27 protein-coding genes are annotated in these 22932 nt (G+C 42.2%); 12 read left to right on the forward strand and 15 right to left on the reverse strand.

What is annotated here, in order from left to right:
• Positions 1-14: 14 nt before the first annotated feature.
• Positions 15-650, reverse strand: coding sequence for a superoxide dismutase (locus B5444_RS03125; RefSeq protein ID WP_079653789.1), 636 nt, complete (start codon positions 648-650; stop codon positions 15-17).
• A gap of 74 nt (positions 651-724) precedes the next feature.
• On the opposite strand from B5444_RS03125, the gene B5444_RS03130 reads away from it, so the two are divergent.
• From B5444_RS03130 to purQ, 9 genes are read left to right on the forward strand one after another with little or no spacing between them, the layout of a single operon-like run.
• Positions 725-1297, forward strand: a complete 573-nt coding sequence (locus B5444_RS03130) for a nucleotide exchange factor GrpE (RefSeq protein WP_079654640.1) — start codon at positions 725-727, stop codon at positions 1295-1297.
• Positions 1297-1488 carry a hypothetical protein gene (locus tag B5444_RS03135; RefSeq protein WP_079653790.1) on the forward strand — a complete coding sequence of 64 codons (192 nt, stop codon included), beginning with the start codon at positions 1297-1299 and terminating at the stop codon, positions 1486-1488. Before B5444_RS03130 ends, B5444_RS03135 begins: the two co-directional genes overlap by 1 nt.
• Positions 1470-1985, forward strand: a complete 516-nt coding sequence (locus B5444_RS03140; protein WP_172838423.1) for a LabA-like NYN domain-containing protein — start codon at positions 1470-1472, stop codon at positions 1983-1985. The genes B5444_RS03135 and B5444_RS03140 overlap by 19 nt, the downstream gene beginning before the upstream one ends.
• A gap of 13 nt (positions 1986-1998) precedes the next feature.
• Positions 1999-2319 (forward strand): MTH1187 family thiamine-binding protein, encoded by a 321-nt coding sequence (locus B5444_RS03145; protein WP_079653791.1) that lies wholly within the window; start codon positions 1999-2001, stop codon positions 2317-2319.
• A 1-nt stretch (position 2320) separates the two neighbouring features.
• Positions 2321-4642 (forward strand): Lon protease family protein, encoded by a 2322-nt coding sequence (locus B5444_RS03150; RefSeq protein WP_231967156.1) that lies wholly within the window; start codon positions 2321-2323, stop codon positions 4640-4642.
• Between the two features lie 9 nt (positions 4643-4651).
• Positions 4652-5617: an SDR family NAD(P)-dependent oxidoreductase gene (locus B5444_RS03155; RefSeq protein WP_154021728.1), complete on the forward strand. Its 966-nt coding sequence runs from the start codon at positions 4652-4654 to the stop codon at positions 5615-5617.
• Positions 5617-6264: a site-2 protease family protein gene (locus tag B5444_RS03160; protein ID WP_079653793.1), complete on the forward strand. Its 648-nt coding sequence runs from the start codon at positions 5617-5619 to the stop codon at positions 6262-6264. The genes B5444_RS03155 and B5444_RS03160 overlap by 1 nt, the downstream gene beginning before the upstream one ends.
• Before the next feature lie 8 nt (positions 6265-6272).
• Positions 6273-6488, forward strand: coding sequence for a phosphoribosylformylglycinamidine synthase subunit PurS (gene purS, locus B5444_RS03165; RefSeq protein ID WP_079653794.1), 216 nt, complete (start codon positions 6273-6275; stop codon positions 6486-6488).
• The gene (gene purQ, locus B5444_RS03170; RefSeq protein ID WP_079653795.1) at positions 6485-7165 is read left to right on the forward strand and encodes a phosphoribosylformylglycinamidine synthase I; all 681 of its coding nucleotides are present in this window, start codon (positions 6485-6487) and stop codon (positions 7163-7165) included. Before purS ends, purQ begins: the two co-directional genes overlap by 4 nt.
• Here purQ and mtnP read toward each other — a convergent pair.
• Positions 7162-7995, reverse strand: coding sequence for an S-methyl-5'-thioadenosine phosphorylase (gene mtnP / locus B5444_RS03175; protein WP_079653796.1), 834 nt, complete (start codon positions 7993-7995; stop codon positions 7162-7164). The genes purQ and mtnP overlap by 4 nt on opposite strands.
• A 53-nt stretch (positions 7996-8048) precedes the next feature.
• Between mtnP and B5444_RS03180 the strand changes: the two genes are divergently transcribed.
• The 3 genes from B5444_RS03180 to B5444_RS03190 are packed head-to-tail and all read left to right on the forward strand — an operon-like array spanning position 8049 to position 15436.
• Complete coding sequence (locus tag B5444_RS03180; protein WP_197680860.1) at positions 8049-11075, forward strand: DNA methyltransferase; 3027 nt, start codon at positions 8049-8051, stop codon at positions 11073-11075.
• Positions 11072-14146: a DEAD/DEAH box helicase family protein gene (locus tag B5444_RS03185; protein ID WP_079653797.1), complete on the forward strand. Its 3075-nt coding sequence runs from the start codon at positions 11072-11074 to the stop codon at positions 14144-14146. The genes B5444_RS03180 and B5444_RS03185 overlap by 4 nt, the downstream gene beginning before the upstream one ends.
• 9 nt (positions 14147-14155) lie before the next feature.
• Complete coding sequence (locus tag B5444_RS03190; protein ID WP_079653798.1) at positions 14156-15436, forward strand: amidohydrolase; 1281 nt, start codon at positions 14156-14158, stop codon at positions 15434-15436.
• Here B5444_RS03190 and B5444_RS03195 read toward each other — a convergent pair.
• The 13 genes from B5444_RS03195 to rpsJ form a co-directional block, all read right to left on the reverse strand.
• Positions 15428-16270, reverse strand: coding sequence for a hypothetical protein (locus tag B5444_RS03195; protein ID WP_079653799.1), 843 nt, complete (start codon positions 16268-16270; stop codon positions 15428-15430). The genes B5444_RS03190 and B5444_RS03195 overlap by 9 nt on opposite strands.
• Positions 16271-16304: 34 nt before the next feature.
• Positions 16305-17717 carry a glutamate--tRNA ligase gene (gltX, locus tag B5444_RS03200; protein WP_079653800.1) on the reverse strand — a complete coding sequence of 471 codons (1413 nt, stop codon included), beginning with the start codon at positions 17715-17717 and terminating at the stop codon, positions 16305-16307.
• Entirely contained in the window at positions 17714-18001 is a 288-nt protein-coding gene (gene rpsQ / locus B5444_RS03205) for a 30S ribosomal protein S17 (protein WP_079653801.1), read from the reverse strand. Before rpsQ ends, gltX begins: the two co-directional genes overlap by 4 nt.
• The gene (gene rpmC, locus B5444_RS03210; protein WP_079653802.1) at positions 17998-18198 is read right to left on the reverse strand and encodes a 50S ribosomal protein L29; all 201 of its coding nucleotides are present in this window, start codon (positions 18196-18198) and stop codon (positions 17998-18000) included. The genes rpsQ and rpmC overlap by 4 nt, the downstream gene beginning before the upstream one ends.
• Entirely contained in the window at positions 18195-18617 is a 423-nt protein-coding gene (rplP, locus tag B5444_RS03215; protein WP_079653803.1) for a 50S ribosomal protein L16, read from the reverse strand. The genes rpmC and rplP overlap by 4 nt, the downstream gene beginning before the upstream one ends.
• A gap of 1 nt (position 18618) precedes the next feature.
• Positions 18619-19317 carry a 30S ribosomal protein S3 gene (gene rpsC, locus B5444_RS03220; RefSeq protein WP_079653804.1) on the reverse strand — a complete coding sequence of 233 codons (699 nt, stop codon included), beginning with the start codon at positions 19315-19317 and terminating at the stop codon, positions 18619-18621.
• Positions 19317-19667 (reverse strand): 50S ribosomal protein L22, encoded by a 351-nt coding sequence (gene rplV, locus B5444_RS03225; RefSeq protein WP_079653805.1) that lies wholly within the window; start codon positions 19665-19667, stop codon positions 19317-19319. The genes rpsC and rplV overlap by 1 nt, the downstream gene beginning before the upstream one ends.
• 10 nt (positions 19668-19677) lie before the next feature.
• The gene (rpsS, locus tag B5444_RS07765) at positions 19678-19950 is read right to left on the reverse strand and encodes a 30S ribosomal protein S19 (RefSeq protein ID WP_269456714.1); all 273 of its coding nucleotides are present in this window, start codon (positions 19948-19950) and stop codon (positions 19678-19680) included.
• A 179-nt stretch (positions 19951-20129) separates the two neighbouring features.
• Positions 20130-20996 (reverse strand): 50S ribosomal protein L2, encoded by an 867-nt coding sequence (rplB, locus tag B5444_RS03235; protein ID WP_079653807.1) that lies wholly within the window; start codon positions 20994-20996, stop codon positions 20130-20132.
• A gap of 11 nt (positions 20997-21007) precedes the next feature.
• On the reverse strand, positions 21008-21304 hold the full coding sequence (gene rplW, locus B5444_RS03240; RefSeq protein ID WP_079653808.1) for a 50S ribosomal protein L23: 297 nt from the start codon (positions 21302-21304) through the stop codon (positions 21008-21010).
• Positions 21301-21900: a 50S ribosomal protein L4 gene (gene rplD, locus B5444_RS03245; protein WP_079653809.1), complete on the reverse strand. Its 600-nt coding sequence runs from the start codon at positions 21898-21900 to the stop codon at positions 21301-21303. The genes rplW and rplD overlap by 4 nt, the downstream gene beginning before the upstream one ends.
• Entirely contained in the window at positions 21897-22598 is a 702-nt protein-coding gene (gene rplC, locus B5444_RS03250; protein ID WP_079653810.1) for a 50S ribosomal protein L3, read from the reverse strand. Before rplC ends, rplD begins: the two co-directional genes overlap by 4 nt.
• Positions 22599-22614: 16 nt before the next feature.
• Complete coding sequence (rpsJ, locus tag B5444_RS03255; protein WP_079653811.1) at positions 22615-22920, reverse strand: 30S ribosomal protein S10; 306 nt, start codon at positions 22918-22920, stop codon at positions 22615-22617.
• Positions 22921-22932 lie beyond the last annotated feature (12 nt).

The following is a 22932-nucleotide window of genomic DNA, read 5'->3' on the forward strand; positions in this document are numbered from 1 at the left end:
AAGGCCCCCGCGGTTTACTTGATAAAGTCTTTGAGTGCCTCGTAAGCCTTCATAGCCTTAGCAAACCTTTCGTTTATTACATCCCAGTTTAGGTTTTCTAGGAAGGCGTCTATGTAAGGAGCTCTCTTGTTCTTTTGATCCACGTAGTAAGCATGTTCATAAGTGTCCAGCACTATAAGGGGTATGAGTCCTGTGTAGTTGTACACGTTGTGGGCGTCAAGGCCGTTAACTACAAGCCTTCCGGAGAAGATGTCTAGTCCTAGTATGGCCCATCCCCTGAAGGCCATGCCTGCAGCCTTTATCTCCTGCACGCAGGCATCCCATGAACCAAAGTCTTCCTCTACCTTCTTCTTTAGCTCCTCAGAAGGTTGACCCTTGGGTCCAAGATGTCCAAAGTACAGCTCGTGCAGGACTACACCCATGTAGTTAAAGGTCTCCTCTACTTTGAGCTCTCTGTACTCAGAGTAGTTCTGGTTTGCCTTAGATCTGTCAGAGAAGTTAAGGTCCGCTAGCTTTTCTTGTATCTCATTGTACTTGGTTACATAACCCTTGTAGTGAGCTTCAAAGTGTGGCTCTATCTGCTGGTCAGATATGCCCTTGAGGTTTGAAGGTTTAAGGTGGTCCTTGGGTTGAACTTTATGTACTGCCATGTTTTCACCTCCTTGCAAATTTTTCTCAATTTACATTATAAGCCAAACGAGTTCTATAATATCTTTCTATGGATATGGAGGCTGAAAAGAGGCAGGAAGAGCAAGAAGTACAGGAGCTACAGCAAGTTCAAGAAGCTCAGCAACAGGAGGAGCTGGAAAAGCTCAAGGAAGAATTAGAAAAGCATAAGGAGAAGCTTGCCAAGCTTGAAAATACAGCTAGGTTGGTAAACCAAAGGTTTATGGAACTCCAAAAGGAGTACGAGTACCTAAAGGAAAGGTACAGGAGGGATTTGGAAGAGCATAAAAAGTACTGCTACGAGAAGCTTGCTTTGGAACTTCTCAACGTGCTTGATGATTTCGAGAGGGCTTTTGAGAGCATACCAAAGGATGAGAGTTCATATCTTCAGGGCTTTGAGATCATATACAGGTCCCTGAAGAACATACTTGAAAATTATGGCGTAAGGGAAATGCAAGTAGAAGGTTCCGTCTTTGACCCGTACCTGTGCGAAGCGGTGGACAAAGACTACAACCCAGATGTACCACCTAACACAGTGATTAAAGTGGTAAGGAAAGGCTATTACCTACACGATAAGGTCCTCAGGCCTGCAAGAGTCATTGTATCAGTACCCGAAGAAGAGGTAACGTGATGGTTATAAAGTACAAGGACTTTCACAGGAAGATGACCCCCTTCAAGGACGAGAGCCTGGACGAGCTTATAGAGAAGCAAGTAAACGAATGGATAAAGATAAACAACGTCAAGGTTATAAACGTAGAGACTCTTTGGGAAAGGAACACCCACGTAACAGTTGGGATTAGAGTATGGTACATGCAAGAATAAGAAAAAGAGCTGGCATATTCATAGATGGTACAAACTTCTACTTTATGCAGAGGCATATTCTCAACAAAAAGGTGGATCTGCACAAGTTTGTAGACTTTTTTAGGAAGGATTACGATATATACAACACCTTTTTCTACCTGTCCTACAGGGAAGGCGACGAAAAACAAGAGAGTTTTATAAAGCTTTTGGCCTTCAGTGGGATTACAGTCATAAAAAAACCTATAAAGCATTTAAAGGATGGCTCTTACAAGGGCAACCTGGACGTGGACATAGCCATAGATATGATACTAACTAAGGATAACTACGACGTGGCGGTGCTGTGCTCAGGCGACAGCGACTTTGAAAAGCTCGTCTGGACTCTAAGGAGCTTTGGGAAAGAAATAGTCTGCGTCTCTACAAGAGAGAGCTCCTCCGTAGAGCTCATCAACGCGTGCGATAAATTCATAGACCTCGCTGAAATAATGCCCTACGTGGAACTTCAGGAAAAAACAGATTAAAATTTTAAACACCATGAGCGTACTCGTGTTCGTTAGCATGACACCGTTAGGAAAGGGAGAGAGTGTGAGTGAGTACGTGGCTAGGGTTGTGGACATAGTAGACAAGTCTGGCCTTGACTACATACTCACCCCCATGGGTACCATCATAGAGGGAGAAACATGGGATGAGGTTATGGAGGTTCTAAAGCAGGGCTTTGAAGCTCTTAAGAAGGACTGTCCGCGCATTTCCATAACCATGAAGATAGACTACAGGGAAGGCAAGTCTGGCAGGATAAAGTCAAAGGTAGAATCTGTAGAAAAGAAGATAGGAAGGCAGATAAAGAAGGTAAGCTAGTGTGATAAAGAAGCTCAGCCATCAGGAGCTTACCATAAACGTAAGCTACAGTGTCTCCACAGACAAGGTAAAGCCTGTAGAAGTATTCATAGGGCAGGATAGGGTAAAGAGGGCCTTTGACCTTGCTCTCCTAGTGGACAAGGAGGGTTACAATATCTACGTCTCAGGTCCAGAAGGCATAGGTAAGGCTACCTATACGCTCAGACGTCTTTTGCAAGAGGCAAAGAAGAAGCCGACACCCGAGGACATCTGCTACGTGAACAACTTTGAAAGTCCCATGAACCCCCTTTATCTCCTCGTACCACCGGGTATGGGCAAGACCCTAAGCCAGGATGTGGACAAGGCTATAGAATCCCTAAAGGTAGAACTTCCCAAGATATTTGAATCAAAAGAATACGATGAGGAAGTAGCGAGGATAACCAAGGAGTTTGAGAGAAGAAGGGAGGAAGTCATAAACAACCTTATACAGGATGCAGAAAAACACAGTTTGGGTGTTATCTTTACACCCTCTGGTATAAGGCTTTTACCACTTGTAGGAAGAAGGATAGTCCCACACGATGAGCTCATGGCAAACCCAAGGTTACAAGAGATTTACGAGAAGAACTACTCGGCCTTTGAGGACAAGTTCAGAGAATACTTAAGGACCTTGAGAGAAATAGACCATGAGCTCTCAGACAAGCTTTTGGAGCTCAGAGAGAAAACAGCTATGTACGTGGTGGATAAAGTTCTTTCCCGCTACAAGGAGAAATACAAGGACATACCGCAGGTGGTAAGTTTCTTCGAAAAACTTGAGCAGGAGATAGTAAAGAACATAGACTTGTTTATGGAGTGGCACATTTCAAAAGGAAACCCATCCCAGCTTAGAGCTTTGGAGAAATACTTTAATATCTTCAAGGTGAATGTCCTCGTAGACAACTCGGCTTTGGAGGGAGCTCCCGTAGTGTTTGAGGAAGTCCCCTCCTTTCAAACACTCTTTGGGAGAATATCCTACACGGCTGAGATGGGAGTTCTTTATGCAGATCACATGAGTTTGAGCTGTGGCTCTCTACACAGGGCAAGGGGTGGCTACTTAGTCCTAAGGGTTTTGGATGTGCTTAAGATCCCCTTTCTTTGGGATTCTCTTAAGAAGGTCCTCATGCACAAGAAGATACACATGACAGGGTTTTTGGACGACCTTATAGTCCCTCACGTGGGCATAAATCCCCAGCCTGTACCTGCAGACATAAAGGTGGTACTCCTCGGTGATCCGCTCACATACCACCTTCTTAGCATGTACGACCCAGAGTTTAACAGGCTATTCAAAGTAAAAGCTGAGTTTGATCCAACTGTAGAGTTAAACCAAGAGGTGATAGAGGTCTTCCCTGGGTTGATCAAAAAGATAGTACAGGAAGAGGGTTTAAAAGACCTTACGGCAGATGGACTCTCTGAGCTACTTAAAGAAGCCATAAGGATGTCTGGGAGTAGGAATAAGGTTTCCACCATCATGGGACCCATAGTGGACATCCTGAGAGAAGCTTCTGCCATCTGTGAATCCATGATAGATGCTAAGGATATAAGACGGGTCCTGAAGGAAAAGGTTTACAGATCAAACCTGATTGAGGAGAAGGTAAGACAGGCAATAGTAGAGGGGAAAATCATAGTAGACGTAGAAGGAAAGGCCATAGGTCAGGTAAACGGTATAAGCGTGTACGAGTTAGGAGACATAAGCTTTGGTAGACCCGTACGCATAAGTGCAACCGTTTATCCTGGAGAGAAAGGAGTCATAAACATAGAGAGGGAAGTAGAGCTAAGCGGGCCCATACACTCAAAAGCTGTACTCATACTCTCTGGACTTCTCGCCAGTAGGTACTCAAGACATGTACCTTTGCATATATCCTGCAGCATCACCTTTGAACAGTCTTACGATGAAGTAGAAGGAGACAGTGCATCTGTAGCCGAACTTATGGCCATCTTATCAGCCATAAGTGGTATTCCCTTGCCTCAGTACATAGCCATAACAGGTTCCGTAGACCAGTATGGCAACGTACAACCCGTAGGTGGCATTAGGGAGAAGGTAGAAGGTTTTTATAGGGTTTGCAAGGCAAAGGGTCTGAACGGTAAACAGGGGGTGGTCCTACCTTCGAGAAACTACGACAACCTAGTCCTTGACGATGAAGTCCTTGAAAGCTTGCAAAAAGGAGAGTTTCACATATACACGGTCGACCACGTGGATGATGTTATAGAACTAATGATGGATATGCCAGCTGATAGGTTTGACAGGCTCGTGGTAAGAAAACTGGAGGAGTTTTACAAAAGGGAGAGAAGGATACCCAAGAAAAAGTAAAATATGAGCATGATGATTCTGGTTACAGGTTGCGCAGGCTTTATAGGTTGGAAAGTGTCAAAGAAACTCCTTGAAGAAGGCCACATGGTAGTAGGTGTGGACAACCTAAACGACTACTACGACGTGAAACTGAAGGAATACAGGCTTAAAGACCTTCAAAATCACAAGAACTTCATCTTCTACAAAGTGGACATAGAGGACTTTGAGGGTCTAAAGGAGATATTCCAAAGGTATAAGTTTGACGCAGTTATAAACGAAGCTGCAAGAGCTGGAGTGCGCTACTCTATGGAGAATCCCTTCGTTTACATGACCACCAACGCAAACGGAACCCTTAACCTGCTTGAACTTTGCAGAAGATACCAAGTAGGAAAGTTTGTACTCGCATCCACTTCATCCCTGTATGCAGGACAACCCATGCCCTTTACGGAGGACCTTCCCGTGAACACCCCCATATCCCCGTACGCTGCTTCCAAAAAGGCCGCGGAAGTCATAAGCTATACATACCATTACCTTTACGGTATAGATGTCTCCGTGCTTAGGTACTTTACTGTCTACGGTCCTGCAGGCAGACCAGACATGAGCATATTTAGGTTTATAAAGTGGGCCCTAGAGGAGAAACCTTTGGAGGTATTCGGAGACGGAGCCCAAAGCAGAGACTTTACATACATAGACGACATAGCCGAAGGAACCATAAAAGCCCTAAAGCCATTAGGCTATGAGATAATAAACCTCGGTAACAACAACCCTCACACCCTACAGGAGGTTATAAACCTCATAGAAGATTACACGGGCAAAAAGGTCTCAGTGCAAAACAGAGAGTTTCATAAAGCCGACATGAAGGCCACATGGGCCAACATAGAGAAGGCAAAGAGGCTCTTGGATTGGGAGCCTAAAGTAAGCCTAGAGGAAGGCATAGGAAGGACGGTAGAGTGGTTTTTAGAAAACTGGGACTGGCTTAAAGAGGTAAGGCTCTGATGGAACCAGACCTTAGAAACCTTGTCATATCCCTTCCAGCTTTAATGATGGCCGTAGTGTTTCATGAGTACGCTCATGGATGGATGGCTTACAGGATGGGAGACGCTACGGCGAAGGAAGAAGGAAGGCTTACCATAAACCCCTTGCCACACATAGACCCCTTTGGAACGATAATCCTTCCAGGCCTCCTTATGCTGATGGGTATTCCCATCCTCTTCGGATGGGCAAAGCCTGTACCCATAAACCCCTTGAGGTTTAGGAATCTAAGGCTCGGTACTTTTTTGGTGTCCATAGCTGGCATAAGCATGAACTTTCTGCTTGCTATCATCTTCTCCATCCTATACAACATCTTAGACAAAAAGCTGTACGATGTACTACCACTTAGCATCACAGAACCTCTTCTTATATTCTCAGCCAAGGTCGTGCTTGTGAATCTCGTGCTGGCAGTATTCAACGCCTTACCCATACCACCTTTAGACGGAAGTCGTGTCCTTATGAGCCTTTTCTCCGTGAGATACTGGGATCTCTTCTACAGGTTTGAGGTCTATGGCTTTTGGATAATAATGGTGCTCTTAATGTTTGGTATAATCCAGAGGATCATAGTACCACCCATTTTCTTCCTGTACAACCTTCTGCTTGGCTTATAATCTTTTCCATGAAACGGTATAGAGTCCTTATACTTCCCAAAAAAGGCCTGCTTGATCCTGAAGGGAGAGCTATAAAAGAGATGCTTGTAGAAAACGGTTATCCTGTAAAGGATGTCCAGGTTGGAAAAGTGTTAGAAATTACGGTGGATGGTGACGTGAACGTGGATCAGATGGTACAGAAGTTTTTGGTAAACCCACTCATTGAGGAGTATCTGATAGAATGAAGTTTGGTGTCTGTGTTTTCCCTGGCTCTAACTGTGACTATGACACTTACTACATAATAAGGGACCTTCTTCAAAAGGATGTAGTCTTCTTGCCCTATACTACCAGAAAGATAGAGAACGTGGACTGTGTAGTATTACCAGGAGGTTTTTCCTTTGGAGATTACCTAAGAGCAGGAGCCTTGGCCAGCAAGACACCCCTCGGACAGGCTGTATACGACTTTGCCCAAAAAGGTGGCCTTGTCCTAGGTATATGCAACGGCTTTCAGATCCTGACAGAGCTTCACCTTTTACCAGGAGCTCTACTCAAGAACGAAAACATGCGTTTTGTGTGTAAGGATGTTTTCCTTAGGGTTGAGAACAACGCCATACCCTTTACAAAAAGCATGGAGAAAGGACAGGTCCTCGTAGTCCCCATAGCACATGGAGAGGGAAGGTACTACGTAAGCGAAGAAGAACTCAAAACCCTTGAGGAGAACGGTCAGATAGTCCTGCGATACTGTGACAGAGATGGAAACATATCCAAAGAAGCTAACCCAAACGGCTCAATATCTAACATAGCTGGAGTTTGTAACAAAGAAGGTAACGTCTTTGGCCTTATGCCACATCCAGAGAGGGCAAGCGAGGATATCCTCGGATACCACGACGGTCTACTCTTCTGGTACTCCCTCATAAGTTAAACCACAGCACCCTCAAGGGCAGAAGGACAAGGACATACTCTCTCCTCAGGAAGGTTCTTGACAAAGAGCTTTATCACTTCTTTTATCTCCTCCTCTTTCTGTTTCATCATCTGTATGACCTCATCGCTGGTAAGCTTGTTGGATGATATTCCTGCGGCAGGGTTTGCAACCACACACAGAGCAGAGTAACACATCTCCAACTCTCTCGCCAGAACAACCTCAGGGTACCCTGTCATACCCACCACATCGCCACCCAAAAGCCTTATAGCTCTTATCTCCGCTGGTGTTTCAAACCTTGGACCCTCAGTACACGCGTACACACCAGAACTATGATAAGGAAGCCTCAGCTCTTCAAGAACATCAATAAGAACCTTTCTCATCTGCGGACAGTAAGGTTGACTAAGATCTATGTGAACTACCTTACCAGCCTTAAGGAGCTCCGACGGTCTGTCCTTGCCCTCCACTTTTACAGACATAGCACCCTCATAAAAGGTGCTTACCCTTCCCTTTGTAAACTCTATAAAATCATCCACCACCACGTAATCACCAGGTTTTAGATAATGTGATATGCCACCGACAGCAAAAATACCAAGCACCCTTTTAACTCCTACCTCTTTAAGGGCCCAAAGGTTAGCCCTGTAAGGTACCAAGTGAGGAGGAATGGAGTGACCTTTTCCATGCCTTGAAATAAAGGCAATCTTTCTATCTTCCAGCTCACAGAGAACAACAGTGGAAGAAGGTTTACCAAAAGGTGTAGAAACGTCAACCTCTTCAACCACCTTTAAACCCTCTATGCTGTAAAGCCCGCTACCACCTATTACCCCTAGCATAAGGATATAATATTAAGGCAATTTAGTATAATGATACTTATAATTAGGAAGGTATGATGGATAGTTTCGAGAAATTCAAGGATTTATTGGAGAAGCTTTTTGAGTTTGAAGCCTCAGACCTAGACTTTGGCATTTACAGGATTTTAAACTACAAAAGAGAACAGATAAAAAAGTTTATTGATGAAGATTTAAAAAAGAAGGTTGATGAAGCTTTTTCTAAGTACAAGGATGAAAGGCTTGAGGACATAAATGAAAAACTTAAAGATTTAAAGAAAAAGATTATTCAAGCTTTGGGTGAAAATGCCATTACATCAACAGGAGACATTAAAGAAGAATTTAAGGAAACACCGCTTGGCAGGGAATACCTTCAGTTAAAGCAACGTAAAGAAGATATGGAAACCATAGACCAGATAAAGTCGCAGGTGTTTAACGATCTTTACAACTTCTTTTCAAGGTACTACGAGGATGGTGATTTTATTCCACAGTATAGGTATTCGATAAAGGGACATAAGTACGCTATCCCATACAACGGAGAGGAGATAAAACTCTATTGGGCAAACTATGACCAGTACTACATAAAGACAAGCACGCTTTTCAGGGACTACACCTTTAAAGCCGATGGCTATACTATAATCTTCCGTACAGTCCAGGCTCAGGATGAAATAGGACCAAACAAAGATATAAAAGGAAAGCTTTTTGTCCTTGATAAGGAAAAACCATTGGAGAGATTGGATGATAAAACCTTCATAATCCGCTTTCAGTACAGGGTGTTGACAGAAGAAGAGATAAAAGAGTACGAGGTAGAGAGTGGAAGCATCAGCTCAAAACAGGAAAAGATAAACCAAAGGATTTACGAGGAGATAATAAGTAAAGTGGATGATCCACACTTAAAGAAAGTTTTGGCCAAAGACTACAAGGGCAAGCAGCTTTTATTGTATCAAATTTCTAGATTTACCGCAAAAAACATAAGGGATTTCTTCATTCACAAGAACTTAAAAAGATTTTTGTCGGAGCAACTAGACTACTTTATAAAGTCAGAAGTGCTTTCCATCGAGACGTTAGAAAAAGAAAAGTTTTTAGACAAGCATATAACCAGGGCAAAGGTAGTGCGTGAGATAGGAGAGGCCATAATAGACTTCCTTTCTCAGATAGAGGATTTTCAGAAGAGGTTGTGGGAGAAGAAAAAGTTTGTGATAAAGACTGAGTATGTGATAACCTTAGACAAGATCAAGGAACACGCAGGAGAAGATTTTTTAGAAGAAATCATAGACGAGATTTTGAAAAACAAGGAGCAGCTAGAGGAATGGAAGGAATTGTTTGGCATTGAAGTTAAGGGGAAAGAAGATTTAATTGAGAACAAAACTTTACACGGCAAAGAGTGGAAGAAGCTACCCATAGACACAAGGTACTTCAGTCAGGAGTTTAAGGAGAGGCTGCTGGAGAAGCTAACAGAGGAGAGGGATTTAGATGATATCCTGGATGGCTTGCTTATAAAGAGTGAGAATTGGCAGGCGCTGAATACCATTCTGCCAAAGTTTAAGGAAAAAGTGCAGACGATTTATATTGACCCACCCTTTAACAAAGAGCAAGATGCTGACTACCTTTACAACGTGAAGTATAAAGATTCTACGTGGGCAACGATGCTTGAGAATAGATTAAGATTAGCAAGAGAATTATTGAATGAAAAGGGAAGCATTTTTGTAAGATGTGATTATAACGGAAACTGGATTGTGAGACCTTTGATGGATGAGATTTTTGGAAAGGAGAATTTTAGGAATGAGATAATATTAAGAAAAGGAAATGTTCAAGCTGCATTGCCTTCAAGATTTAATCCAGCTACTGATTTTTTATTTTTTTATTTTAAAAATTTGGAAACAGGTTTGTTCAAACCGATAGTTAAGAAAAAGGATCATGAATTAAAATGGGTAAAAATGTTATCTCCTAAGGATAATCCAATTAAGAATTGGTGCTATGTAAATGGAATTAAATTTGTAAGTCCTTCTGGATATCATTGGAATCAAAGTCAAGAAAATATAGATAGATTATTTAATGAAGGGAAAATAATTGCAATTACAGATGAAGGAGAAATACTATCCAAATTACCTAGAGAAGAAATCGAAAAATTAAAAATTAAATTTCAAAGAGGAATGATTTATAAATTGGAAAGCGAGGAATTAGCCGTAGATTCTAATTGGGTTGATATTCCTAGTTATTCAAATATTACCTCGAAGTTAATAAATAATTATTTCCCAACCGAAAACTCCGAAATCCTTCTCAAGCGTGTTATAGAATCCACATCCAACGAAGGCGATTTAGTAATGGATTTCTTCCTTGGCTCTGGTACTACCACAGCAGTGGCACATAAGCTTAAAAGAAAATGGATTGGTATAGAAGCAGGAGAACATTTTTGGACAGTGATTTTGCCAAGAATGAAAAAGGTCTTAGCTTATGACAAATCAGGAATAAGCAAGGAAAAGGATGTAAAGGAAAAGTACAATGAAAAGACTGCAGGCGGCTTTTTCAAGTATCAAATCCTTGAACAGTACGAGGACGCATTGGACAACATTGAGCTTACGCCAAAGGAAGAATTGCAAGAGATGTTTAAAGATGAGTACCTTCTTAAGTACTTCCTTAGCTTTGAGACAAGAGAAAGCCCATACTTACTCAACATTCAAATGCTTAAAAACCCCTTTGCTTACAAACTGAAGGTAAATCTTACAAGTGTAGGAGAACCACAGGAGATGGTAGTAGACATACCCGAGACTTTTAACTACCTAATAGGATTGAAGGTGAAGAAGGTAAAGGTAAGAAACAACGATGGAAGAAAGTACCTTTTTGTTCTTGGTGAGAAGGATGATAAAAACATTGCTGTTGTATGGCGTGAGTACGAAGATACATGGACTGAAGAAGATTTTAAGAAGGATAAAGAGTTTATCATAAAGGAGCTTGAGGATTGGGAGCCTGCAGTAGTCTATGTTAACGGCCAAAGTGTTCTAACTCCGAGGCTTGGAAAACTCACAGTAGAGATAAAGTGCATTGAACAAGAGTTTGGAAAGCTGATGGAAGAAACCGTACCATGAAAATAGAAAGGATAGAAAAGCACCTTGTATTAAATAAGTATCTGCTTTCACTTTTTGGCGTTGAAGAATTTAAGGAACTTCAAAAGAGGCTAAAAGATGTAGAGGAGGGTGTGGATAGTGATGGTAGAAGTCATTTTATAAATGTCCTAAAATCCTTCCGTGAAAGGAAGATTTCAGAGGATGCTCTACTTACTTACGATCAAAACATCCAAAATTACGTTAGGAAGATTAGTCATAAAAGAGGACCTATAAAGCTTAAGTATTTCCAATACCTTGCAGTACTCTTTACTGAAATAGTTTTGGACAACCTCAGAAACAGAAAGGCGGAGTTCATCCAAGAACTTAACGAATTCCTTAAAGATTACAAGAAGAAGAGAGATATTGATTTGATAGATGAATTCACGGAACGTGATTTAAACAAGATTGCTTTTTGGATGGCTACTGGCTCGGGTAAAACTCTAATAGCTCATATAAACTACCACCAATTCTTTAATTACAATCTATTCTCACCGGACAACATAATATTTCTCACACCAAACGAAGGGCTATCAAAACAACATTTTGAAGAATTACAGAAGAGTGGTGTGCCATGTAGGCTTTACGAGGGTAACTTAAACGGAAGTAGGCTATACAGAGGAAATAACGAAGTTTTAGTCATAGAGATAACGAAGATTGTGGAAGAGAAAAAAGGTGGTGGTTTGACCATACCTGTGAGTGCTTTTGAAGGTAGGAACCTTGTATTTGTGGACGAAGGCCATAAAGGTAAAAGATCAGAAGAACAAAAATGGGCAAAGATAAGGAATAAACTCGCTGAGGATGGGTTTGTTTTTGAATACAGTGCCACCTTTGGTCAGATACTGGATGAAAAGAACAAAGATACTCTTAAGGAGTATGCCAAGGCCATAATCTTTGACTACTCCTACAAGTACTTTTATTTAGATGGTTATGGTAAAGATTTTTACGTGCTTAATGTCAAAGACATAAAACAGAATAAAAAGATTATGGAAAATTTCAGAGAAATCATGTTTGTTGCCAATATGCTTGACTTCTATGAACAGTTACTTGTCTATGAAAAGAATAGAAATATAGCTAGAGAATACAATATTGAAAAACCACTTTGGGTCTTTGTTGGAGCTACAGTCACGGGTAAAGGAGAAAATTCAGATGTTGTCGAAATAGTGAAATTTATCAGAAAGGTGATCAAGCAGGAGGACTGGTTAAGAGAAAAAGTGGAAGAGATACTAAGTGGGAAGTTGAGAGATGAAGGGGGTGATATTTTTAGGGATAAGTTTCATTACATAAGGGAACTAGGGTTTGAAGTTGATGATCTCTACATGAGAATCTTTGGTGGTAAAGGAGATTTCCAAGTGTACGAAATCAAAAGGGCTCAGGGTGAGTTTGGTCTAAGGGTCGGAGACAATCCCTACTTTGGTGTAGTAAACATAGGTGATACTAGTAAGTTCAAGGATGAATTGAAAAAGGAAGGAATATCTATAAAAGATGATGCAATATCTGATTCTCTCTTTGATGACATCAAGAAGCCAGATTCTCTCATAAACATCCTAATAGGTTCCAAGAAGTTCATAGAAGGGTGGGACACTTGGAGAGTTTCATCTATGGGCCTTATCAACATAGGAAAGGGTCAGGGTCCTCAGATCATTCAGCTCTTTGGAAGGGGCGTAAGGCTAAAGGGTAAAGACATGTCCCTTAAGAGAAGTGGAGAAGAAGGTCCACTCAAGATTCTAGAAACCCTGAACATATACAGCATAAAGGGTGATTACCTTGATGAATTCTTGGAGGCCATCAGTAAAGAAGGGGTTGAGTTTGAGACCATAAGGATACCCATCAAACTACTGCACGAGGAAAAGTGGAAAGACCTTTATATACCTGCCCCAAAAGAAGGCAAAAAGTTTGAGGAAGAGGAAGTTTTAAGGTTAAGCTTGGATGATAAGATCTTTATAAACCTGGATGTTTCGATAAAACTACAAAAAGTAGAAAGAAGAAAACTGGAAGAAGATGAAGGTCCAGAAGAGATTAAACTAAGAACTGGACAAAGACTGCCAGAGAAGACCATACATCTACTAAACTGGCAAAGGATATGGAAGGAGATTTATGATTTTAAAATCATGAGAGGGTACTGGAACCTAGTTTTTGACATAGATACACTGAAAACAATCCTACAATCGGATAACTACAAAGTAAATACTCTACCTGAAAGTCTTGAAGTGAAAACTTTGGATGACTTGATCAGAGTGGAAGAAATAGCAATTTTGATTCTCAAAAAGTACATAGACCAGTTTTACAAACGGCATGCGAGGCGTTTTGAGACAGAAAACATGAGCTGTAACCATCTGGGCAGAGAATATGTGCTTTCCGGCTTTGTATCATCTCCTTATAGCTATGAAGTTAAGATTACTAAGAGTAAGGAAAATGGTAAGAAAAATGAAGAGTTGATAAAAAGATTAAAGGAGCTAGCAGAAGATTTAAACAAACTGTGTCAGGAAGATCACATCTTGAAAGTGATTTGCTTTGATAGACATCTGTACCTACCAATACTCCTGAAAAAGGACAGTAAGGATAAGGATTATGATATAGTCATTAGTCCTTCTGGTCTTGTAGAGAGTGAAGGTAAGTTTATCATCGGCTTAATGGAGTATATAGAGAAGAACAAAGACAGGTTTACAAACCTTGAGATCTACCTTTTACGAAATCAGTCAAGGTCTGGCATTGGATTCCAACTAGAATGGTCACGTTTTTATCCTGACTTTATCATGTGGGTAAAGAAGCCTGAAAAACAGATTATTGTGTTTATTGAACCACACGGATTGATACATGCTAAAGGTTTAGATGACGAAAAAATAAAGTTTGCCCACCAGATTAAAGAGATAGAGCAGAGTATAGGCAAGAAGGACCTTGTCCTAGAGTCCTTTATCCTATCAACTACACCTTACAACGATCTTATAAAGGGTGTTGCTTCTCCTCCAAAGCAAAGTGAGTACGAACGAAAAAATGTATTGTTCTTAGATGATGAAGATTGGCCTAAGAAGCTTTTTGACCGCCTGCTTTTATAATACTTAAACATGTTTGACCTTCTTATAAAAGATGCTCAACTGCCAGGTAAGGGAAGGGTAAACATAGGTATAAAGGATGGTGTCATATCCTACGTAGGGGATAGGGAAAGTCATGCTAAGGAAATCATCCATGCCCATGGTAAGTATGTATTTCCTGCCTTTGCCAACATGCACACCCACATATCCATGAGCCTTCTTAGGGGTATTGGTGCAGACTTCTCATTAAAGGATTGGTTAGAGAAAGTCATATGGCCTTTGGAGGGTAAGTTTGTAAGCCCAGAGTTTGTAAGGGATGGTGCCCTCTTGGGAATAGCTGAGAGTATTCTATCAGGTACTACCCTGCTGATGGACATGTACTTCTTTGAAGAGGAGATTGGAGCTGTAGCCCAGGAAGTGGGTATAAGGATAGGCCTTGGCTTTGGTATCCTTGATTTTCCCACAAAGGTAGCCAAGACTCAAGAGGAGTATATAAAGAGAGCCAGGGAGTTTGTAAAAGTCTTCAAAGGTGCTCATCTGGTTTTCCCTGTACTTTGTCCTCATGCCCCCTACACGTGCGGACCTTCTACACTCCTTAAGATAAAGGAGCTCGCGGATGAGGAAAACCTATACATCCACATACATGTAGCAGAGACTAAGGAGGAGGTAGAAAGGATAAGAGAAACTTATGGAAAAACTCCAGTGATGCACCTGGAGAGTCTTGGTTTTCTTTCTGATAGGGTTATCTGTGCCCATATGGTTTGGCTCTCCGAAGAAGAAAGACAAGTGGTCAAAGAGAGGAACGTAAAGGTAGTTCACTGCCCAGAGAGTAATCTAAAGCTAGCCTCTGGTATAGCGCCTGTCTGGGATTACGTAAGAAGAGGCATACACGTCTGCCTTGGTACAGATGGGCCTGCTTCCAATGACAACCTGGACATGCTTGAGGAAACCTCTACCATGGTAAAGCTCCAGAGGGGTGTAAGCTTAGACCCGAAGGCTATGGATTCAGAAACAGCTCTTAGGATAGCTACTTACAACGGTTTTTCTGCATGTGGGATAAAAGCCGGTAAAGTGGAGGAAGGCTACGAAGCAGACCTAATACTAGTAGATATGGACAAGCCACATCTTCAACCCCTTTACGATCCTGTGGCTCAGCTCATCTACAGTGCCAAATCGTCCGACATAGACACAGTAATATGTAAGGGAAAGGTTCTCATGGAAAAGAGGGAACTAAAGACAATAGACATGGATTATCTAAGGTTTATAGCAAAGAAGTGGAGGGAGCAGATTGAAAGTTCCCTCAGGTCACTTTAGAGCATCCCTGACAAGTGCCGGTACAAGGTGTACGTTGTGACACCTGTAACAGTAGTTTTCTACTTGCGAAAGCTTTTGGAATATCTTTTGGTGGTCCAACTTTTGTTCTTTTAAAAAGCTCTGTAGGTCTTCCAATGTGCTCCTGTAGTCCTGCCCTGCCAAGGATTCTATGGTTTTCTCTGACTTGTGACATTCGTAGCACATCTTGGTAAGGCTTTTTGCCCTTTCCACGAACTTTTTTCCCTCATCCCTCGCCTTATCCTCTTCTCCCTGGTTTAGAAAAACTATAAGGCCTTTTAGGGAGTTGGTCATGTTTACCATATAATCCTTGACTCCCAATACCTGGAGTTCAACAGGATCCTCGAGTTTTATATTGTCGTAAGGTGGAAAGTGATAGTATAGTTTTACGGCTATCTGGTGTTGTGCGTGACATTTCTGACAAGTCTCTCCCAAAGCTTTGCTTGCTTTGGCTACGAGGTCTGGGTTCTTTGACTGTACTGCTTTCACAAGCTTTTTAGCAAGTTCAGGCTTGTAGTGATCTTTCCATTCGGGAACCTTCTTAGAGTTGTTTACATAAACCTCCTCCAACTGCTTTGCCCACATAAGAGCCTTTTCCCAGTCGCCTTGGCTTACGTTCACACGAACTCCATAAAAAGCCACGCTCATAGCGTGCATATCCTTCACAAAGGAGAGGTTCTTATCCTTGGGTGGATAGTAGTTGTCCAAGGACTTGGGCGGCCTTTGTATGGTTACCTTCTTGTCTTTTGTGTCCTCGTGAGCAAAAGCTAGAAGTCCAAGACAAAGCCCAAGAGCCAAGAGCTTTTTCCCACCCATGAAACACCCCCTCCTATAGGGATATCCTACACTCTTAGGAGAACTTTAGCAAGACTTTGTTTATCCTCTGGACTACTTTGTCCTTGGGAAGAACATCAAACAGTATGTCTACACCCACTCCCTCTAAGCTACCGGTAAGACAGGCTCTCAAGGCATGCCAAAAGTCCTTTGCTTTTATACCAAGATCCTTCTGAGCCTGTTTTGCCACCTCCTTTATCCACTGTCCACTTATCTCCTGGGCTTCTTCCAACTTTGACAACACGAAAGATAGAGCTTTATAGGAATTTTCAGTCTCAAGGATGGCTTTTGCTTCTTCGGAGAACTCTTCAGGGTCGGCAAAGAAGGGCCTCAATCTTTCTACGGCTTCTGAGAAAGTACTAAAGGAATCTCTAGCCTTTTCAAGAACCTTCTTAAGGTAATCGTCCTCAAAGCTGTAGCCAGCCTTATGGAAGAAGGGTTTTATCCTCTCTGCAAGAGTGTCCAAATCCAGAATCTGTCTTATATAGACTCCGTTCATCCATCTTAGTTTCTCCTTGTCAAAGATAGCAGGTGCACTGTTCACTGCACTCAAGTCAAAGAGGTTTATGAGCTCTTCCTTTGAAAAGATTTCCCTACCCTCTTCTGGTGGAGACCATCCTAGAAGGCACAGATAGTTAAACATAGCTTCAGAAAGGTAACCTTCCTCCCTGTAATTCCTCACAGAAACAGCTCCATGTCTTTTGGAAAGTTTGCTCCTATCTGGTCCAAGTATGACAGGAAGGTGAGCAAAAAGAGGAACCTTAAAGCCTAAAGCTTCATATATAAGTATCTGCTTAGGTGTGTTTGGTATGTGATCCTCCCCCCTTACCACGTGGGTGACACCCATCAGAGCATCGTCCACCACCACAACAAAGTTGTACGTGGGCGTTCCGTCACTCCTGACTATAACAAAATCTCCAAAATCATCCACGTTTATGGCTATGTGACCTTTTATAAGGTCTTCAAAAACTACTACTCTACCGTCAGGAACTCTAAACCTTATGGTATAGGGTCTACCTTCCTTTTTAAACTTCTCTACCTCATCCTTGGTTAGATGTCTGCACTTACCCGAATACCTGTAGGCTATCCCCTTTTCTTGAGCTATCCTCCTTTCTTCTTCCAGTTCTTCTGATGTACAGAAGCATGCGTAAGCGTGTCCTGAATCTAAAAGCCTTTGAGCATATTCTCTGTAGATATCAAAACGTTCTGACTGGCGGTAGAATTCATCCCAGTCTATACCGAGCCATTTTAGATCTTCTATGATGGACTCTTCAAATTCCTTCGTGGACCTCTCTAGGTCTGTGTCCTCTATACGTAGTATGAACTTCCCTTTATGGTGTCTAGCAAACAAGTAGCTAAAGATTGCCGTCCTGGCGTTCCCGAGATGTAGATAGCCCGTAGGGCTTGGAGCGAACCTGGTAATTATCATCCAACTTCTTCTTGAGGAGTCTTGGCTCTTTGAAGTATTTTAACTACAACCCATCTTTTCGTCTTTGAGATAGGCCTGGTTTCTCTTATCACCACTACGTCCCCTATCCTGCATTCGTTGTTAGGGTCGTGGGCGTGATACTTTTTGCTCTTTATGATATGTTTTTTGTAAAGCGGGTGTGGAACTTTTCTGTCAACTTTAACCACTACTGTTTTCTGCATTTTATCACTAACCACAACACCTACAAGCTCTTTTCTCTTTTCGTGCCACTTCTTCTCCATCATGACTCACCTCTTAACTCTTTTTCTCTTATAACAGTTAGTATCCTAGCGATATCTCTTTTTATCTGTCTTATCTCCATAGGATTCTTAAGACCTTCTATTTTCTTCTTTATCCTGAGGCTCAGGAGCTTTCTCCTTAACTCTTCTTCCTTCTTCCTGAGCTCTTCTATGGTAAGGTTTCTAAGTTCGCTGGCCTTCATGCTCTTAGACCCCCCTTGACCAGCCTAGTCTTTATGGGAAGCTTAGCAGCAGCAAGCTTAAAGGCTTCTTCTGCCACATCTTCAGGTACGCCAGAGAATTCAAAAAGTATCCTACCTGGCTTCACCACTGCTACAAAGCCTTCTGGATCTCCCTTACCACCACCCATACGTACTTCGTTAGGCTTTCTGGTGTAGGGTTTATCTGGGAAGATTTGTATCCACACCTTTGCTCCTTTCTTCAAAGATCTGACTAGGGCTACCCTTGCAGCTTCTATCTGTCTTTGGGTAAGCCAGCACCTTTCAAGGGCTTGTATGCCATACTCACCAAAGGCTAGTTTATTACCCCTAAAAGCGAATCCTTTCATAGAACCTCTTTGAGCTTTTCTGTACTTGGTCTTTTTAGGTGCAAGGAAAGACATATTAAATCACCTCCTTTTCTGCCTTCTTCAGGTCTTCCTCTATCTTCTTTATTATCTCTTCTTTCCCGCCCTTGAGTACATCACCCTTGTATATCCAAACCTTTATACCTAGGACACCGTACTTGGTGTAAGCTCTAGCGTATCCGTAGTCTATATCTGCCCTTAGTGTTTGCAGTGGCATCCTACCCACTAGGAACCATTCTGCTCTAGCGAGTTCAGCTCCACCTATACGTCCCTTTACCTGGACTTTTACTCCTTTTGCTCCAGCCTTTATGGCGTTATCTATAGCTCTTTTCATAGCCCTTCGATGGGATACCCTTCTTTCTATCTGAAGGGCTATTTCCTCAGCTACAAGTTGAGCGTCCAGTTCGGGAGTCCTTACCTCTTCAACAGATATGGTAATGTCTTTTGTCTTTGCTATATTCTCTATGTCCTTTTTAAGCTGCTCTACCTCTGCTCCCCTTCTACCTATTATTATACCAGGTCTTGCAGCTTGTATCCTTACCTTTATTACACCGGCAAGCCTTTCTATGATCACCTTGGATATACCCGCAGAGGCATACCTTTCTTTAATGTACTCCCTTATCTTTATGTCCTGATGGAGGAAAGTGGTATACCTTTGTTTCTTCTCAAACCACTTTGACTGCCAATCTTTTATTATTCCAAGCCTGAAGCCTATAGGATGTGTCTTCTGACCCATCAGTCTTCCTCCCTTTCTTCTAACACTATGGTTATGTGAGAGGTCCTCTTACGTATCATGGTAGCTCTACCGTGTGCCCTTGGCATCCACTTTTTATACATGGGGCCTTGATCTGCTACAGCCTTCTTTATGTAGAGCTTGTCAAGGTTTAAACCTTTTTGATCTGCATTAGCTATAGCGCTCTTGAGCACACCTTCTATTATACGTGCTGCCTTCTTAGGGATTACTTTAAGCTGGTAGAGAGCTTCACTTGCAGACTTACCTTTTATGACGTTCAACACCTGCCTGGCTTTTGTAGGGCTTATCCTGGCGTACCTAAGTATAGCCCTTGCTTCCTTCTTTACCTCCATGCTACACACCTCACTTCTTCTTTGCTACCTTTGCAGTCTTTTCTGGATGGCCTTTAAAGGTTCTTGTGGGAGCAAACTCTCCTAGCTTGTGTCCTACCATATCTGCAGTTATGTAGACTGGTACAAAGGTTTTCCCGTTGTGGACTGCTATGGTGTGTCCTACAAACTCAGGTATTATGGTACTGTCTCTGCTGTAGGTCTTTATAACCTTTCTCTCTCCTGCCTCGTTCATCTTGCGTATCCTCATCCAAAGCTTAGGGTCAACCCAGGCCTTCTTGTTCACGAGTTTTCTGTATTCATTCCATACTTCGTTATACTTTTGGACTGCCTTTTCAAAGAGTTCAGGAGTATGCTGAACCTTTCTTACTCTTTTGTATATCCTTTGGACTTTCTTGTAAAGCTTCAGGAATTTATCCAGATCCTCTATAAGCTTATTCCTTTTGTTCCACGCACCCCTAAAACTCATTGCTTGAAGACCTCCTTCCTCCTTGAGAGGATGAACTTATCTGAGTACTTCTTACCTCTTCTGGTCTTGTATCCTTTTGTCTTCCAACCCCAAGGGGATTCTGGATGTTTACCCTTAGTCTTTCCTTCACCACCACCGTGTGGGTGGTCTACTGGGTTCATAGCTGTACCTCTGGTGATGGGACGTCTTCCTAACCACCTTGCCCTTCCTGCTTTACCAAGCTTTACAAGCTCGTGTTCCGCAAGACCAACAACTCCTACGGTTGCCATACACCTTTGGTGTACAAGCCTTACCTCTCCAGAGGGTAGCCTTATCTGCACGTAATCTTTCACCTTACCAAGTATTTGTCCTGATGTACCTGCTGCTCTTATGAGCTGACCGCCTTTCCCAGGGTGAAGCTCCACATTGTGTACAAGAGTACCCACAGGTATATACTTAAGGGGGAGTGCATTACCAGGTTTTATTTCGGGGAGGGGTTTACCTGCTTCCGCATCTTCGTAGGAGATGGACATAACTGTATCTCCAACGGATAGACCTTCAGGCCAGAGTATGTACCTTTTTTCTCCGTCTGCATACTGCAGAAGGGCTATCCTTGCCGACCTGTTAGGATCGTACTCTATGGCTACAACCTTTGCCGGTACGAGACTCTTATCTCTCTTAAAGTCTATGAGCCTGTATTTTCTCTTGTTTCCACCACCTCTTCCTCTGGTGGTTATTTTACCCTGTTGTCTGGATCTACCCTTTGCTCTGTGCCAGTATACTAATAATGACCTTTCGGGCTCTTCCTTTGTTACCTCAGCAAAGTCATAAAGAACTGCATGTCTCTGTCCGTTGGTTACTGGTTTAAGCTTTCTTACACCCATCCTTTCTCACCTCACAAACTAAGAAGATCTATCTCTTTATCAGGTGGTATAGTCACTATAGCCTTCTTGTACTTCCTGGTATAACCGTAACGCCTTGTTATCTTACCAAATATCCTCTTTTTCTTTGGCTTTACTATCATGGTGTTTACCTTAAGAACGGGTACGGAGAAGAGCTTTTCTATGGCATACTTTATCTCGTGTTTTGTGGCATCTAAGGCTACCTCAAAGACATACTTCTTCTCTTCCATAAGCCTGTTTGTCTTCTCCGTTATGATAGGCCTTATGATGATTTCCTCAGGTCTTCTCATGCTTCCACCCTCTTATAGATTAGTTCTATGGCGGGTTTTTCTATGATAAGCTTATCCGACCAGAGGATGTCATAGACGTTAAGACCTTCAACAGGGAGTACCTTAGCGTTAGGAAGGTTCCTGAAAGACTTTATCACCACTTCTCTTTTTTCAGGTAGCACCAACAAGACCTTTTCTTTATCCACACCCAGATTCTTCAAAAACTCAACAGCTTTCTTGGTCTTGGGTGCATCTCCTACGTTTACTTCATCCACAAAGATAAGGTTTCCAGTTTGAGCTTTATCAGAAAGGGCCATCTTCAGACCCAGCTTCCTTACTTTTTTAGGAAGTGTGTAAGAATAGTCTCTTGGTTTTGGTCCATGCGCGACACCGCCACCTACGAAAATGTTTGCTCCTCTCTCACCGTGTCTTGCATTTCCAGTTCCCTTTTGAGGTAGTAGCTTTCTGCCGCTGTAATTGACTTCTCCTCTTGTTTTGGTGCTGTGTGTTCCCTGTCTTCTGCATGCAAGTTGCCACTTTACCACTTCCCAAAGGATATGCTTTTTAACTTTTACGTTGAAGACGTCATCCCGTAGTTCTACATCACCCACCTTCATGTCTCAACCCCTTTGAGTATGTTTTCAACAAGGTGCTTCTCTCTGTTTAGCTTCAACTTTTGGGATTTGCGGTTGGCTATGGTGCTTTTTTCCACCAGAACTATACCACCGTTTGGTCCTGGTATGGAACCTTTAACAAGGAGTAAGTCATCATGTACATCCATCACAAGCAGACCTTGGACTCTGACCTTTTGAGCTCCGTAATGTCCTGCCATTCTTTTACCTTTCCATACTCTACCTGGATCTGTTCTTTGTCCGATGGAACCAACAGCTCTGTGGTACCTGTGCCCGTGAGATTTGGGAAAACCACCAAAGTCCCATCTTTTCATGGTACCGGTGAATCCTCTTCCTTTGCTTATACCTACTACGTCTATAAGTTCACCGGGAGAGAATACATCCTTTACTTTCAGTTCTTGTCCTACCTGGTAGTCGGTAGGGTTGTCCACTCTGAACTCTTTAAGCCTTCTGAGGAGAACTACACCAGCTTTTTTAAACATACCTATGAGTGGCTTGGTTAAGTGTTTTTCTTTTGCTTCAAAAGCTCCTACAACTATAGCTTTATAACCGTCCTTATCTTCAGTTTTTATGGCCACTACGTAGTTTGTAGGTACCTTTATAGCGGTTACGGGTACAGCTATACCATCTTTCGTAAAAATCCTTGTCATACCAAGTTTTTTACCTATAACTCCTATACCCATCTTCCACCTCTCACCTTTATGTTATCTCTACGTCTACACCTGCTGGTAGATTTAAAGACATCAAGGATTCTACCGTCTGTGGAGTTATCCTTACTATGTCTATTATCCTTTTGTGTTCTCTTATTTCAAAGTGTTCCCTTGATTGGTCAAATTTATGAGGGGAGCGCAGGACCACCCAGCGTCTCACCCGGGTGGGTAGTGGTATGGGACCTCTGACGATACTACCTGTTCTTCTGGCCACTTCTATTATCTGTCTCGCGGACTGATCTAAGAGCCTGTGGTCGTAAGATCTTAGCTTTATGCGTATGTATTCCCGATCCATCTTTCAACTCCT

The sequence above is a fragment of the Thermocrinis minervae genome, assembly GCF_900142435.1.
GTDB lineage: Bacteria > Aquificota > Aquificia > Aquificales > Aquificaceae > Thermocrinis_A > Thermocrinis_A minervae.